A 14,349-nucleotide genomic window follows, 5' to 3' on the forward strand; every position below is an offset into this window, starting at 1 on the left:
CCGCGCCAGGCAAAAAGTGGCGCGTATTGTGCCTTAAAAACAGACCATTAGCCAAGGTCTTCAGTTCAAGGTAACCCACCGCTGATTGATCAGCAGCTCGATTGGGCGATACTGGGTCTTGTAGCTCATCTTTTTGCAGTTCTTGATCCAGTAGCCCAGGTAGACGGCGTCTAGCTGCAGCCGCAGGGTTTCGGTGATCTGCCAGAGGATGGCGAAGCGGCCAAGGCTGCGCTGCTCCTGCTCGGGTTCATAGAAGGTGTAAACCGCAGATAGGCCATTGGGCAGGATGTCCGTGACCGCGACCGCCAGCAGGTCGCCGGCCAGCCGAAATTCGAAGAATCGGCTGAAATGCAGTTCGCGAACCAGAAACGTGGAGAATTGTTCGCGGCTGGGCGGATACATATCTCCGTCAGCATGGCGCTGCTCAATGTAGCGCCGGTAAAGGTCGAAGTATTCCTCAGTGAAGCGTGGCGGGCACTCATGTACGGTGAGGTCTGCGTTGCGCTTGAGAATACGGCGCTGTGTGCGGGTAGGGGCAAAGGCCTGGGCGGGAATGCGCGCAGGAACACAAGCGCTGCAGCGTTGGCAGTGGGGCCGGTAGAGATGGTCGCCGCTGCGGCGAAACCCCATCTCCGAGAGGTCTGCATACACGCTCGCGTCCATGGGCTGGCTCGGGTCCAGGAACAGGGTGGTCGCCTGCTCATCGGGCAGATAGCTGCAAGCGTGCGGTTGAGTGGCATAGAACTTAAGGCGCGCCAGCTCAGTCATGATCGGCCCTCGGGGTGAAGCGTTCAGCTTTGAGTGTAAGCGCTGGGTGCGAAGTTCGCCTAGCGTTGCCACCCTGCGATGCTGGGTGCGTCAATGTGGTCTCGCAGAATCTGGACGAATTCGGCACGCGGCATGGGCGCCGCGCCCAGGCTTTCCAGGTGGCGAGTTGGCATCTGGCAATCGATCAGAACAAAGCCGGAGGCAGCGAGGTGGCGAGCCAGGGTAACGAACCCGACCTTGGAAGCGTTGGCTGCGCGGCTGAACATTGATTCGCCGAAGAAAACCTGGCCCATGGCTACTCCGTAGAGCCCGCCTGCCAGCTGCTCGCCCTCCCAGACCTCCACCGAGTGGGCATAACCCAGAGCATGCAGTTGGCCGTAGGCCTGGCGCATGGCGCCGGTGATCCAGGTCTGATCGGTGTAATCGCGGGGGGCTGCGCAGGCGGTGATGACATCGGAGAACGCCTGGTCGAACGTAACGGTGAACCGGCCCTGGCGCATCAACTTGGCCAGGCTACGGGAAACGTGAACTTGGTCCGGCCGCAGCACGGTTCGTGGGTCAGGTGACCACCAGAGTATCGGCTGGCCCTGTTCGAACCATGGAAATATGCCGGCGCGGTAGGCATTGACCAGCCGTTGCGGGCTGAGATCCCCGCCGGCGGCCAGCAGGCCATTGGGCTCGCGCAAGGCGCGCTCGACAGGGGGGAAGGCCAGGTCGTTGCGGTCCAGCCAGGTGAGCATGGGGGTGCCTCTGCCAGAAGGGGAGGGCGAAAGTATCGCGGCTGCCGCTACGGATACGCAATGATTTCATCCAGGCAATCCGGAACTGAACAGTGGGCAAGTGGTCAACGGCGAGCGGGCTAAGAAATTGTTGCAGGTCCCTTGCATAACCCTTTGACGGCCAAAGCATTTACAGGCTGAAATTGGCGCTTGCGGCTCTACCCGTGGCAAGCTTGCAGCAAACCCGTACAATGTACCCGGCCATCACGTTTCCGCCGCCTGGCCCACGGCGTTGTTTTCATCCGCCAGAGCGCCTCGTGCGCAGGAACGCACCCGTTTTGAAGAAGTCGACCGCCGCAACCTCCCAACAGCACCCCGCCTGGCGCCTGCAATTGCATTATCGGCTCAAGGAAGGGGCACTCATCGCCATGGGTGCGTTGTGCCTCTACCTGTGGATGGCCTTGCTGAGCTACGACGCTACCGACCCCGGTTTCAGCCACCCCAGCAACGCGTTGCAAGTGCAGAATGCTGCTGGCCGTGCCGGGGCCTATGTAGCCGACATCCTGTTCATGGTGCTGGGTTATTTCGCCTACATTTTCCCCTTGCTGCTGGCGGTCAAGACCTGGCAGATATTCCGTGAACGTCATCAGCCCTGGCAGTGGAGCGGCTGGCTGTTTTCCTGGCGCCTGATTGGCCTCGTGTTTCTGGTGCTATCCGGCGCGGCCCTGGCGCACATTCATTTCCATGGAGCCAGCAGCCTGCCAGCGGCCGCAGGCGGTGCGCTTGGAGAAAGCCTGGGCGATCTTGCACGTAGCGCCTTGAATGTGCAGGGCAGCACGCTTTTGTTCATTGCCCTGTTCCTGTTCGGCCTCACCGTATTCACAGACCTTTCCTGGTTCAAGGTGATGGACATCACCGGCAAGATTACCCTAGACCTGCTGGAGCTCTTCACTGGCATGTTCAGCCGCTGGTGGGCTGCACGTAACGAACGCCGGCAGCTGGTGGCACAGTTGCGCCTGGCCGAGGCGCCGGAGCGCCCAGCTGCAAAACCGGGCAAGCGCAACAACGCGGTGCTCGATGTTGAACCGGATTTCGATTTCGAGGCCGAGCCTGCGCTCAAGCCCGCAGTCAATGTGCGCGCCGAACCGCGTATCGAGCCGCTTTCCCTGACGCAAACGCCTTCCGTCGCTGCGCCTGCAGCTGCAGCGCCCGCCAAACGAGAGCCGCCTCGCATCGAGCCGATCCTTCCGCCGTGGGAAGACGACGAAGCCGAACCGGAGCCGTTCTCTGCGCGGCAGGCCGCGCCCGCCGTGGCTGCCGCTGCTCGCACCCACACACCGCCCATCGTACCGCTGTCTTCGGGCACCCCAGAGGCGCCCAGCAAGCGCGTGCAGCAGGAAAAACAAGCGCCGCTGGTGGATGCTTCGCTAGAAGGTACTTTGCCGCCCTTGACCTTGCTGGACCCCGCCGAGGCCAAGCGCGTCCAGTATTCGAACGAGGCCCTGGCGCGCACAGGTGAGCTGCTCGAAATAAAGCTCAAGGAGTTCGGCGTGGAGGTCACGGTTGATTCCATTCACCCAGGCCCGGTAATTACGCGTTACGAAATTCAGCCCGCCGCCGGCGTTAAGGTGAGCCGCATTGCCAACCTTGCCAAGGACCTCGCGCGGTCCCTGGCCGTGATGAGTGTGCGTGTGGTGGAGGTAATTCCAGGCAAGACCACCGTCGGTATCGAGATCCCCAACGACGACCGGCAAATGGTGCGCTTTTCCGAGGTGTTGCAGTCGAGCGCCTATGACGACGCCAAGTCGCCTGTCACTCTGGCATTGGGCCATGACATCGGCGGCAAACCGGTGATTACCGACCTTGCCAAGATGCCTCACCTTCTGGTGGCCGGTACCACCGGCTCCGGTAAGTCGGTGGGTGTAAACGCAATGATCCTGTCTGTGTTGTTCAAGTCGTCGCCCAAGGATGCGCGGTTGATCATGATCGACCCCAAGATGCTCGAGCTCTCCATCTACGAAGGCATTCCGCACCTGCTATGCCCTGTGGTCACCGACATGAAGGACGCCGCCAACGCATTGCGCTGGAGCGTGGCCGAGATGGAGCGGCGCTACAAACTCATGGCCGCTATGGGCGTGCGCAACCTTGCCGGCTTCAACCGCAAAGTCAAGGATGCCGAGGAAGCAGGGCAGACCATCCCTGACCCACTCTATCGCCGTCAGAGCATGGACGATGAGGCGCCCGTGCTCGATACCCTGCCGACCATCGTGGTAGTGGTGGATGAATTCGCCGACATGATGATGATCGTCGGCAAGAAAGTGGAAGAGCTCATCGCCCGGATCGCGCAAAAGGCCCGCGCTGCCGGCATTCACCTGATCCTGGCAACCCAGCGCCCTTCCGTCGACGTGATTACTGGCCTGATCAAGGCCAACATTCCCACCCGAATGGCCTTCCAGGTGTCCAGCAAGATCGACTCGCGGACCATCATCGACCAAGGCGGCGCCGAGCAGTTGCTTGGCCATGGTGACATGCTCTATATGCCGCCCGGCACCAGCCTTCCCATTCGGGTGCACGGTGCCTTCGTGTCCGATGACGAGGTCCATCGCGTTGTCGAGGCGTGGAAGCAACGCGGCGCGCCTGACTACAACGACGACATCCTCAATGGCGTCGAAGAGGGCGCAGGCAGCTTCGAAGGTGGCAGTGGTGGTGGCGACGGGGACGACAGCGAAAGCGACCCGCTGTACGATGAGGCAGTCAATTTCGTTCTCGAAAGTCGTCGCGCTTCTATCTCCTCAGTGCAGCGCAAGCTCAAGATTGGTTACAACCGCGCTGCGCGGATGATCGAAGCGATGGAAATGGCCGGCGTGGTCACGCCAATGAACAGCAATGGCTCCCGTGATGTGATCGCGCCTGGCCAGATGCGCGACTGATTTGATTTCCGGCCCACGGCATGTGGGCCATTCACTCTGAAGCTCCACCCGAGGAACTCCATGCGCCTGATTCGCCTGTTGCTGGTTTCGGCCCTGGCCCTTGGCAGCGCCGCTGCCCAGGCCGATGAGCAAGCGGTCAAATCCCTGACCCAGCTGCTCGACCAGTCCAAGACTCTGACCGGTAATTTTTCCCAGCTGACCCTGGACGGCAGTGGCACCCAATTGCAGGAAACCCGGGGCCAGATGGCCTTGCAGCGCCCGGGGCTGTTCTATTGGCACACTGATGCACCCCAGGAGCAACTGATGGTATCGAACGGCGAGAAGGTATCGCTGTGGGATCCCGATCTGGAGCAGGTCACCGTCAAGAAGCTCGACCAGCGCCTGACCCAGACCCCTGCGTTGTTGCTGTCAGGTGATACCTCCAAGATCAGCCAGAGCTTCGATATCACCTCCAAGCAGGCCGGCGACGTTATTGATTTCACCCTCAAGCCGCGCAGCAAAGACACCCTGTTCGACTCGCTGCGCCTTTCGTTTCGGCGCGGTACCATCAACGACATGCAGCTGATCGATAACGTCGGCCAGCGCACGAACATCCTCTTCACCGGTGTCCAGGCCAACCAGCCCATCCCGGCAAGCAAGTTCACCTTCGACATCCCCAAGGGTGCCGATGTGATCCAAGAGTAACTCGCAGTGGCGGACCTGTTCGGCAGCGCACCGGTGGCACAGCCGCTTGCAGCGCGTTTGCGCGCCAGTAACCTGGACGAATATGTCGGCCAGGAGCATTTGCTGGCTCGTGGCAAGCCATTGCGTGAGGCGCTTGAGCAGGGTGCGCTGCATTCGATGATCTTCTGGGGCCCACCCGGCGTGGGCAAGACGACGCTCGCCCAGCTGCTGGCCAAGGTCTCTGACGCACATTTTGAAACCGTTTCAGCCGTGCTTGCCGGGGTGAAGGAAATTCGCCAGGCGGTTGAAATCGCGCGTCAGCAAGCGGCCCAATACGGTAGGCGAACCATCCTGTTCGTCGATGAGGTACACCGTTTCAACAAGTCACAACAGGACGCCTTCCTGCCCTATGTCGAGGACGGGACCCTCATCTTCATCGGTGCAACCACCGAAAACCCGTCTTTCGAATTGAACAATGCGCTGTTGTCGCGTGCGCGGGTCTATGTGCTGAAGAGTCTCGATGAGGCGGCCATGCGCCGCTTGGTCGATCGCGCGCTCGGCGAGGAGCGCGGCCTTGGCCAAAGGCGGCTTTCGCTGGGCGAAGAGGCCTTCGCGTTGTTGGTCGCCGCGGCCGACGGTGACGGTCGCCGCCTGCTCAACCTGCTCGAAAACGCATCTGATCTCGCCGAGGATGGCGAGCAGATTCCGCTCGAGCTGTTGCAAAGCCTGCTGGGCGACACCCGCCGGCGCTTCGACAAGGGTGGCGAGGCGTTTTACGATCAGATCTCCGCGCTGCACAAGTCGGTAAGGGGCTCCAACCCTGACGGGGCGTTGTACTGGTTTGCGCGCATGCTCGATGGCGGCTGCGACCCGCTGTATATCGCCCGCCGGGTCGTGCGCATGGCCAGTGAGGATATCGGCAATGCCGATCCGCGCGCGCTTGGCCTGTGCCTGTCCGCATGGGATGTGCAGGAGCGTCTGGGCAGCCCAGAAGGCGAGCTGGCGGTTGCGCAGGCCATCGTTTACCTTGCCTGCGCGCCCAAGAGCAATGCGGTATACAACGCCTTCAATGCCGCTGTGCGCGACGCGGCGGCTCACGGTTCGCAGGAAGTTCCGCTGCACTTGCGCAATGCGCCGACCAAGCTGATGAAACAGCTGGGCTATGGTGAGGCGTATCGCTATGCCCACGACGAGCCCGATGCCTACGCTGCGGGCGAGGATTATTTTCCAGAAAATCTTGACCCACGGCAGTACTATCAACCCGTGCCCCGCGGCCTTGAGCTGAAGATTCGCGAAAAGCTTGGCCATTTGGCCGCCCTCGATCGCGCCAGCCCTCGCCAGCGGCGCAAACCCTGAGCCTTTCCCGGCACCCATGCGTGCCGGCCTGATGAACACACGAGAGACCGACATGCTCGATTCGAAACTGTTACGTGGCCAGCTACAGGACGTCGCCGCCCGCCTGGCGACCCGTGGCTACAGCCTTGACGTTGCCCGCCTCGATGCCCTGGAAGCCCAGCGCAAGGCCGTGCAAACCCGCACCGAGCAGCTGCAGGCCGAACGTAACGCGCGCTCCAAGTCCATCGGCCAAGCCAAGGCCCGCGGCGAAGACATCGCGCCGCTGATGGCTGATGTCGAACGCATGGGCGATGAGCTTACTGCCGCCAAAGCTGAGCTGGAGAAGATCCAGGCCGAGCTCGACAGCATCGTGCTGGGCATTCCCAACCTGCCTGACGAGTCGGTCCCGGTTGGCGCTGACGAAGAGGGCAATGTCGAGGTGCGCCGCTGGGGGGCACCGCGCGCCTTCGAATTTCCGATCCTCGATCACGTAGCGCTGGGCGAGAAAAACGGCTGGCTGGACTTCGAGAGCGCAGCGCAGCTGTCCGGCGCTCGCTTCGCCGTTCTCCGGGGGCCGATCGCACGCCTGCACCGGGCGTTGGCGCAATTCATGCTCAACCTGCATGTGCACGAGCATGGTTATGAAGAGTGTTACACCCCTTACCTGGTGCAGGCGCCAGCGCTGCAAGGCACCGGCCAGTTGCCCAAGTTCGAGGAAGACCTGTTCAAGATTGCCCGTGAAGGCGAGGCAGACCTTTACCTCATTCCAACTGCCGAGGTATCGCTGACCAATCTGGTCGCCGGCCGCATCGTCGATGCCAAGGAGCTGCCGCTTAAGCTTTGCGCCCATACCCCGTGCTTTCGCAGCGAGGCCGGCGCCTCTGGTCGCGATACCCGTGGCATGATCCGCCAGCACCAATTCGATAAGGTCGAGATGGTCCAGGTGGTTGAGCCTGCCAAGTCGATGGAGGCGCTTGAAAGCCTGACTGCCAACGCCGAGCGCGTGCTGCAGGCGCTGGAATTGCCTTACCGCGTGCTGGCCCTGTGCACCGGCGACATGGGTTTTTCCGCCGTTAAAACCTATGACCTCGAAGTTTGGGTGCCCAGCCAAGACAAGTACCGCGAAATTTCTTCTTGCTCCAACACCGGTGACTTCCAGGCCCGGCGCATGCAGGCCCGCTGGCGCAACCCTGAAACCGGTAAACCTGAACTGGTGCATACGCTCAACGGTTCCGGCCTTGCCGTGGGTCGCACATTGGTAGCAGTGTTGGAAAACTACCAGCAGGCAGACGGCAGCATCCGGGTTCCTGAAGTGCTCAAGCCGTACATGGGCGGCCTCGAGGTCATCGGCTGAATGAAGTACCTGCCACTGTTTCACACCCTTGCCGGGCGCCAGGTGCTGGTGGTCGGCGGGGGCGAGATCGCGCTGCGCAAGTCACGCCTGGTGGCCAATGCGGGGGCATGCTTGCGTGTAGTGGCGCCTGCCATCGAGCCGCAACTGGCGCAATTGCTCGCCGAGCAGGCGGGCGAAAGTCTGCTGCGAGGCTACCGGCACGAGGATCAGGACGGTTGCCAGCTCGTCATCGCAGCCACGGATGACACCGAGCTCAATGCGCAGGTGTCGGCCGAAGCCCACCGGCGTGGTGTGCCGGTCAACGTAGTGGATGCCCCTGCGCTGTGTTCGGTGATCTTCCCGGCGATCGTCGATCGCTCTCCCTTGGTGGTTGCGGTGTCCAGCGGCGGCGATGCGCCGGTGCTGGCGCGGCTCATTCGTGCGAGGCTGGAGGCTTGGATTCCGGCCCGCTATGGCGAGCTTGCCGCCCTGGCTGCGCGCTTTCGTGACCGGGTCAAGCAGCTTTATCCCAATACCAATCAGCGCAGGGCTTTCTGGGAGGAAGTGTTCCAGGGGCCGGTGGCAGACCGCCAGCTGGCCGGGCAGGGCGAGGAGGCCGCGCGGCTGCTGGCCGAGCGCGTCGAAGGCGCGCCGCCCCATGCTCCGGGTGAGGTATACCTGGTCGGCGCAGGCCCAGGCGATCCAGACCTGCTCACCTTCCGTGCCTTGCGCTTGATGCAGCAGGCCGACGTGGTGCTTTACGACCGCCTCGTGGCGCCCTCGATCATCGACCTGTGCCGCCGCGATGCCGAGCGTATTTATGTTGGCAAACGGCGCGCCGAACACGCGGTGCCCCAAGGCGAAATCAACCAGTTGCTGGTACAGCTGGCCAAGGAAGGCAAGCGGGTGGTGCGGCTCAAGGGCGGCGACCCGTTCATATTCGGCCGCGGGGGCGAGGAGATCGAGGAGCTGGCAGCCCACGGCATCCCCTTCCAGGTGGTGCCCGGGATCACCGCAGCCAGTGGCTGCGCAGCCTACGCCGGTATCCCACTGACCCACCGGGACCATGCACAATCGGTGCGCTTCATCACCGGCCACCTCAAGGACGGCACCACCGACCTGCCATGGAGTGACCTTGTCGCACCGGGGCAGACCCTGGTGTTCTACATGGGGCTGGTAGGGTTGCCGGCCATCTGTGAAGGGCTGATTCGCCATGGGCGTGCGGTTGATACCCCGGCCGCCCTGATTCAGCAGGGCACCACCGCGCACCAACGCGTGTTCACCGGCACCCTGGGTGACCTGCCCGCGCTGGTGGCCGAGCACGAAGTGCACGCACCGACATTGGTAATTGTCGGGGAGGTGGTCACTTTGCGTGAGAAGCTCGCCTGGTTTGAGGGCGCGGGGCAGCTTTGATCGCGTTGACGTTCAACCAAGCGCGGTTGAACGTCTGATCATTGCCAGCAAGCGTTCGGCCTGGTCGGTGGCCGGCTGGCTGTCGCTGCCTGTGCTTGCTGTGCTTTCACCGCCAGCGCTGGCAGCAACGCGGGGAACCTCCGCGCTGCTGGTCGCCGCGACGTCCGTGCTGGCGTTGTTGGTAGCCTGCTCATCCTTGATACCGAGCTTCTCCTTCATGATCTGCGCGATCTTGTTTTCGATCTGAGCGCGTCGATCAGCGGGCATTTTTTGTAATGAATCTTCACTCAGCCCCAACTGCGCCAAAATCAAGGCCCGCAGGCGCTGCGCTGGCGTCATTCCCATAAACGCCGCGAATTCCGCGGCCGCGCCTGTGGTGTTGTCGTTGTCGTCTGCCTTGCGGTTGCCCGGGACACGGGTGACCTGTAAAGCCTTGCTGATTTCGGTGATGCTCATGAGCGCCTCCCTGGTTGATACCCTTCATAAGCAAAGCCCGGGCCAACCGCTGCAGGCAGCGTGCTAGAAGGCTTTGCGCTTGCCGGCCTGGGCAAAGCCGGCAATTGCCTGCCGCTTCGGAGCATTCCGTTGCCGCCCTTCGTCGGCTGCCACTGGCTGCGTCAGCGCCATGGCGCTAGTGTCGCTTTCGGCCCCGCATGGGCGCCAACCTGTTGTCCACCCAGTGCTTTCCTGCGGTGATAGGACTTGGCCATGATGGCGGAATGAAACGGAACTTCTACGGTCACATGTGCCGATTCGGACTTCAGGTACCTCTATGCGCCTCTCCCTCGACCCTCGCAACGACATCGACGCCGCCTTGCTGGCTTACCGCAAGGTGTTCTGGTCGCTGGCGATTTTCAGTGGCGTGATCAACCTGCTGGTGCTGGTGCCTTCGCTTTACATGATGCAGGTTTACGACCGCGTGCTCACCAGCCGCAACGAGACCACCCTGCTGATGCTCACTGCCATTGCTCTGGGGCTATTTTGGGTAAGCGGGTTGATCGAGTGGCTGCGCGGGCAGGTGATGATCCGCATGAGTTCGGGGATCGATGAACAACTGGCGGGCCGCCTGTACGACGCGACGTTCGCTCGCAGCCTGCGCACCCGCGATGGCAACCCGGCCCAAGTGTTCGCCGATCTGACGCAACTGCGCCAGTTCATCACCGGGCAGGGCATGCTGGCGATGCTAGATGCGCCGTGGTTGCCGGTGTTCATGATCATCGCGTTCCTGTTCCATCCTTGGTTCGGCATCCTTTCGCTGGTGGTGGCGTTGCTGTTGATCGGCCTTGCACTCTGGGGCGAGATGTCGACCCGGCCCTTGCTGATGGAGGCCAACGGGTATTCGGCCAAGGCCGGCAACTATGTGAACGCTACCCTGCAGAATGCCGAAGTGATACAGGCCATGGGCCTGTTGCCTGCGCTGCGCCAGCGGTGGTACAGCCTGCAGCAGCATATGATCAGCGCGCAGGCCGATGCCAGCGACCGTAGCGCGCGCATCACGGCCATGACGCGCTTCGTGCGTATCGCCGCGCAGTCTTTGTCGCTGGGCCTGGGCGCCCTGCTGGTGCTGGAAGGGCAGATCAGTGCCGGGATGATGATCGCCATGTCGCTGCTCCTGGGGCGCGCGCTGGCGCCGGTGGAAGTGGCCATCGCCTCCTGGAAGACCTTCGTCGGGGCGCGGCAGTCCTATCATCGCCTCACCGCGCTGCTGCACGAAGAGCCTGAACGCGTACCGCCACTGCCTTTGCCGGCGCCCACCGGTGCACTCAGTGTCGAACAGCTGGACATCGGCCCGCCTGGCGCAGCGGAGCCGGTGCTGCGTGGTGTGCAGTTCGCCCTCCAGCCCGGCGAAGTGCTAGCGGTGATCGGCCCTAGCGCCTCGGGTAAATCAAGCCTTGCACGCGCACTGGTCGGCATCTGGCGCCCCAGTGCAGGCAATGTACGCCTCGATGGCGCGCCATTGGATCAGTGGGCGGCCGAGCACCTTGGCCCGTACCTTGGCTACCTTCCTCAAGATATCGAGCTGTTCGACGGAAGTGTCGCGGAAAACATCTCTCGCTTCGGCGACCTGGCCGCTGAGCCGATCATCCAAGCGGCACGCCATGCCGGCATCCACGACATGATCCTGCGTTTCCCCAATGGTTACGACACTCGCCTGGGCCCCGGTGGCCTTGGCTTGTCCGGGGGGCAGAAGCAGCGCCTGGGCCTTGCCCGTGCGCTGTTCGGCATGCCGAAACTGGTCGTGCTCGACGAGCCTAATTCCAATCTCGACGAGGCCGGCGAAGCGGCACTCGTGCAAGCTTTGCGGGCATTGAAAAACGCTGGCAGTACTGTGGTGATGATTACCCACCGCCCGAGCATTTTAGGGGTGGTGGATCGCATTCTGGTGCTCAATAACGGCCGACAACAGCTCTACGGCCCGAAAGAGCAAGTGCTCAAGGCCGTATTGCCGCCTCAGCAAACCCCAACCGTGATCAAAGGAGCCCGCCAGGATGGCTGACCTCGCCCCCAAACGCCCCTTGGTGGAAGTGCCCAAGCCCGCCCGCCAGGTGGCCAGTATCGATGCCGCCAGCACCGCTCGGCGGGGCCTATGGTTCCTGCTCATCGCACTGGGCGGGTTTCTCGCCTGGGCATTCCTGGCGCCGCTTGATCAGGGCGTGGTGGGCCAAGGTACCGTGGTGGTTGCCGGTGAGCGCAAGACGGTTCAACCGTTGGTGGCGGGTGTGGTGCAGAAGATCCTGGTCAATGAGGGCGACCTGGTCAAACAAGGCCAACTGCTGGTGCAGCTCAATACTGTGCAGGCACAGGCGCAGCTGGATGTAAACCGCGGCAAGCTGATCACCGCGCGCGCCACCGAGGCGCGGCTGACCGCAGAACGCCTGCGCCAGAGCGAGATCACCTGGCCGCCGGAGCTGTTGGCGCAGAAGGACGACCCGCGCGCCAAGGCCGCGATGGCCCTGCAGCAAAACCTCTTCGCTACCCGTGCTGCCGAGCTCAAGAGCCGCCAAGGTATCGTGGAGCATCAAATCAGTGCTGACACCCAGCAGCTCAAGGCCTACCAGGAAGTGCGGGCCAACTATGGCACCCAGCTCAAATTCCAGCAGGAAGAGCTGGTCGGCCTGCGTGACCTTGCCAAGGATGGCTACGTGCCGCGCGCCAAACTGTTCGAGGCCGAGCGTAACTCGGCGCAGATGGCCGGGCAGCTGGCGACCAGCATTGGCGACATCGGCAAAACCCAGCAATCGATTAACGAAAGCAAGCTCAAGCTTCTGCAGCAAGACCAGGAGTTTCGCCGCGACGCCGAGACCCAGTTGAGCGACATTGCCGCCCAGGCCTCCGGCTACGCCGACCAGATCGCTGCGCTGGAGTTCGAGGTGGCCAATGGTGCCCTGCGCGCGCCGGTCGACGGGCAGGTGCTGGACTTGACCGTACACACCATCGGAGGCGTGGCCACCGCCGGCCAGGCATTGATGTCGGTCGTGCCGCTGGACTCACCGCTGAGTGTGACCGCGCGCTTCCAGCCGATGATGGCCAACAAACTCAAGCCCGGGCTGCCGGTGCAGGTTCACTTCACGGCCTTGCAGCGCGTGGATACGCCAGTCATGGTGGGCAAGGTAACCACGGTTTCGGCCGACCAGCTTATCGACCAGCAAACTCACCAACCGTATTTCTCCGCTCGCGTCGAGCTACCGCCGGACAGCCTGGCAAAGCTGCGCGACAAGGGCTTGCCGGTCAAACCCGGCATGCTCGCAGACGTCACCGTGGTCACCGGCGAGCGGACGCTGGTCAACTACCTCATGAAACCGTTGCGCGAGCGTTTGCTGGCTGCTTTCAAGGAAGAATGAATGCGAACCTTGTGGATCGCCGCAGCGCTATTGTGCGCCTCGGCCCAGGCCGCCGAGCCGCAACCGCTGTCCCTTACCCAGCTGTATGATGCCTCCCGGCTCAATGACCCGGTGATGCGCTCGGCCGACTTCGCCCACCGCGCCTCGCAAAACGAGGAGGCCATAGGCTTTGGCGGCCTTCTGCCACAGGTGTCGCTGAGCTCACGCTACGGCCGCAGCGGCCGCACCGATGGCGGCAGTGACTCCGAATTCGTCAACAGCGATGACTACCAGTCCAACAGCATGGCCCTGGTGGCTCAGCAGCCGATTTACGACAAGGGCCGCTGGGCTGCCTACCAGGAAGGCAAGGCCCGTGGCTCATTGGGGGAAAGCCAGTACGATGTGGCCAACCAATCGTTGTTCGATCGCGTCAGCAAGGCGTATTTCGTGGTTGCACGGCTTGAAAACGAGCTCAAGCTGATCGGCCAGCAGAAGGCGGCCATCAGCGGGCTGCTGGAGCAGACCAAACGCCTTTATGCGGCCGGGCAGGGCGCAGTGACCGACATCGACGAAGCTCAGGCCCGGCTTGACCTGGTGCAAGCGCAGGAGGCCGAAAACCAGGCCAATCGGGTGGCAGCTCTGCGCACCTTGGCCGGCCGGGGCGGGTTGCCGGTGTTCGAAGTGACCCCGATGCAGGAAGCGCCGCCGGCCAGTACCCCCCTCGAGCCCCAACACAGCCTGGAGTACTGGGCCAACCTTGCGCGCAATGCCAGCCCGGAGCTGACCGCCCGCGCCGCACAGGTGCGGGTGGCCGAAGCACAGGCTGAAAGCCAGCGGGCAGGGCATTACCCGACGCTGTCGCTGACCACCCAGCTCAGCCGCCGCGAGAACAGCCAGTATCAGGACCTCTCGCCGCGCCAGGACAGCTACTACGTGGGCCTGTCGCTGGATATACCGCTCTACCGCGGGGGCAGCACCAGCGCCTCGGTGCGCAAGGCTACTGCCAATCTCGCCGGTGCTCAGGCCGACTATGACGCCGAGCGTCAGCAACTGGCCGAGGATGTGGAAACCGACTACATGGGCGTGGTCGCCGGCTTCGCCAAATGCAAGGCGCTGCAGCGTGCGGTCGAGTCGAACCAGAGGGCGCTCACCTCCACTGAGAAAGGCTACCAGGGCGGCGTGCGCTCTACTGTGGACATCCTTGACGCCCAGCAGCGCCTGTTCGAAGCCCGGCGCGACCTGCTCAACAGCAAGCTCGACATGCTGACCAGCTACGTGAGCCTGCACGTGCGCACAGGGCAAATGGATCGTGGGGTACTTGAACAGGTGCAGCACCTGTTCTGATCTCAGGAGGCCGGCGCCAATGA

At 62.8% G+C, this 14,349-nt stretch carries 11 protein-coding genes; 8 read left to right on the top strand and 3 right to left on the bottom strand.

Translation table 11 applies throughout. The features are described from left to right. Positions 1-60: 60 nt before the first annotated feature. On the bottom strand, positions 61-768 hold the full coding sequence (locus F474_RS00190; RefSeq protein ID WP_097086277.1) for an arginyltransferase: 708 nt from the start codon (positions 766-768) through the stop codon (positions 61-63). 59 nt (positions 769-827) lie between these two features. After that, positions 828-1,508 (bottom strand): leucyl/phenylalanyl-tRNA--protein transferase, encoded by a 681-nt coding sequence (gene aat / locus F474_RS00195; protein ID WP_097086279.1) that lies wholly within the window; start codon positions 1,506-1,508, stop codon positions 828-830. A 317-nt stretch (positions 1,509-1,825) separates the two neighbouring features. On the opposite strand from aat, the gene F474_RS00200 reads away from it, so the two are divergent. The 5 genes from F474_RS00200 to cysG are packed head-to-tail and all read left to right on the top strand — an operon-like array spanning position 1,826 to position 9,161. After that, positions 1,826-4,417 carry a DNA translocase FtsK gene (locus tag F474_RS00200; protein WP_256577783.1) on the top strand — a complete coding sequence of 864 codons (2,592 nt, stop codon included), beginning with the start codon at positions 1,826-1,828 and terminating at the stop codon, positions 4,415-4,417. A gap of 60 nt (positions 4,418-4,477) precedes the next feature. Continuing rightward, complete coding sequence (gene lolA / locus F474_RS00205) at positions 4,478-5,101, top strand: outer membrane lipoprotein chaperone LolA (protein WP_097086283.1); 624 nt, start codon at positions 4,478-4,480, stop codon at positions 5,099-5,101. 6 nt (positions 5,102-5,107) lie between these two features. Beyond that, positions 5,108-6,436: a replication-associated recombination protein A gene (locus tag F474_RS00210; protein WP_097086285.1), complete on the top strand. Its 1,329-nt coding sequence runs from the start codon at positions 5,108-5,110 to the stop codon at positions 6,434-6,436. Between the two features lie 52 nt (positions 6,437-6,488). Beyond that, positions 6,489-7,769 (top strand): serine--tRNA ligase, encoded by a 1,281-nt coding sequence (serS, locus tag F474_RS00215; RefSeq protein WP_097086860.1) that lies wholly within the window; start codon positions 6,489-6,491, stop codon positions 7,767-7,769. Next, on the top strand, positions 7,770-9,161 hold the full coding sequence (gene cysG / locus F474_RS00220) for a siroheme synthase CysG (RefSeq protein ID WP_097086288.1): 1,392 nt from the start codon (positions 7,770-7,772) through the stop codon (positions 9,159-9,161). 12 nt (positions 9,162-9,173) lie between these two features. Here the strand turns inward: cysG and F474_RS00225 are convergent, their stop codons facing one another. Further along, positions 9,174-9,617: a hypothetical protein gene (locus F474_RS00225; protein WP_097086290.1), complete on the bottom strand. Its 444-nt coding sequence runs from the start codon at positions 9,615-9,617 to the stop codon at positions 9,174-9,176. A 316-nt stretch (positions 9,618-9,933) separates the two neighbouring features. Here F474_RS00225 and F474_RS00230 point away from each other — a divergent pair, with 316 nt between their 5' ends. Genes F474_RS00230 through F474_RS00240 form a run of 3 tightly spaced genes read left to right on the top strand, consistent with a single transcriptional unit; the run spans position 9,934 to position 14,326 of the window. Continuing rightward, positions 9,934-11,658, top strand: coding sequence for a type I secretion system permease/ATPase (locus F474_RS00230; protein ID WP_097086292.1), 1,725 nt, complete (start codon positions 9,934-9,936; stop codon positions 11,656-11,658). After that, positions 11,651-13,003, top strand: coding sequence for an HlyD family type I secretion periplasmic adaptor subunit (locus F474_RS00235; RefSeq protein WP_097086295.1), 1,353 nt, complete (start codon positions 11,651-11,653; stop codon positions 13,001-13,003). The genes F474_RS00230 and F474_RS00235 overlap by 8 nt, the downstream gene beginning before the upstream one ends. Then, the gene (locus F474_RS00240; protein ID WP_097086296.1) at positions 13,004-14,326 is read left to right on the top strand and encodes a TolC family outer membrane protein; all 1,323 of its coding nucleotides are present in this window, start codon (positions 13,004-13,006) and stop codon (positions 14,324-14,326) included. It begins immediately after the preceding gene. The last annotated feature ends 23 nt before the right edge of the window (positions 14,327-14,349 follow it).

Source organism: Pseudomonas sp. URIL14HWK12:I12 (assembly GCF_003097135.1).
GTDB lineage: Bacteria > Pseudomonadota > Gammaproteobacteria > Pseudomonadales > Pseudomonadaceae > Aquipseudomonas.

What these genes read in the sequence shown, in the direction of transcription:
- F474_RS00190 (WP_097086277.1), bottom strand. Translation starts at nt 768, where the DNA reads ATGACTGAGCTGGCGCGCCTTAAGTTCTATGCCACTCAACCGCACGCT.
- aat (WP_097086279.1), bottom strand. Translation starts at nt 1,508, where the DNA reads ATGCTCACCTGGCTGGACCGCAACGACCTGGCCTTCCCCCCTGTCGAG.
- lolA (WP_097086283.1), top strand. Translation starts at nt 4,478, where the DNA reads ATGCGCCTGATTCGCCTGTTGCTGGTTTCGGCCCTGGCCCTTGGCAGC.
- serS (WP_097086860.1), top strand. Translation starts at nt 6,489, where the DNA reads ATGCTCGATTCGAAACTGTTACGTGGCCAGCTACAGGACGTCGCCGCC.
- cysG (WP_097086288.1), top strand. Translation starts at nt 7,770, where the DNA reads ATGAAGTACCTGCCACTGTTTCACACCCTTGCCGGGCGCCAGGTGCTG.
- F474_RS00225 (WP_097086290.1), bottom strand. Translation starts at nt 9,617, where the DNA reads ATGAGCATCACCGAAATCAGCAAGGCTTTACAGGTCACCCGTGTCCCG.
- F474_RS00230 (WP_097086292.1), top strand. Translation starts at nt 9,934, where the DNA reads ATGCGCCTCTCCCTCGACCCTCGCAACGACATCGACGCCGCCTTGCTG.
- F474_RS00235 (WP_097086295.1), top strand. Translation starts at nt 11,651, where the DNA reads ATGGCTGACCTCGCCCCCAAACGCCCCTTGGTGGAAGTGCCCAAGCCC.
- F474_RS00240 (WP_097086296.1), top strand. Translation starts at nt 13,004, where the DNA reads ATGCGAACCTTGTGGATCGCCGCAGCGCTATTGTGCGCCTCGGCCCAG.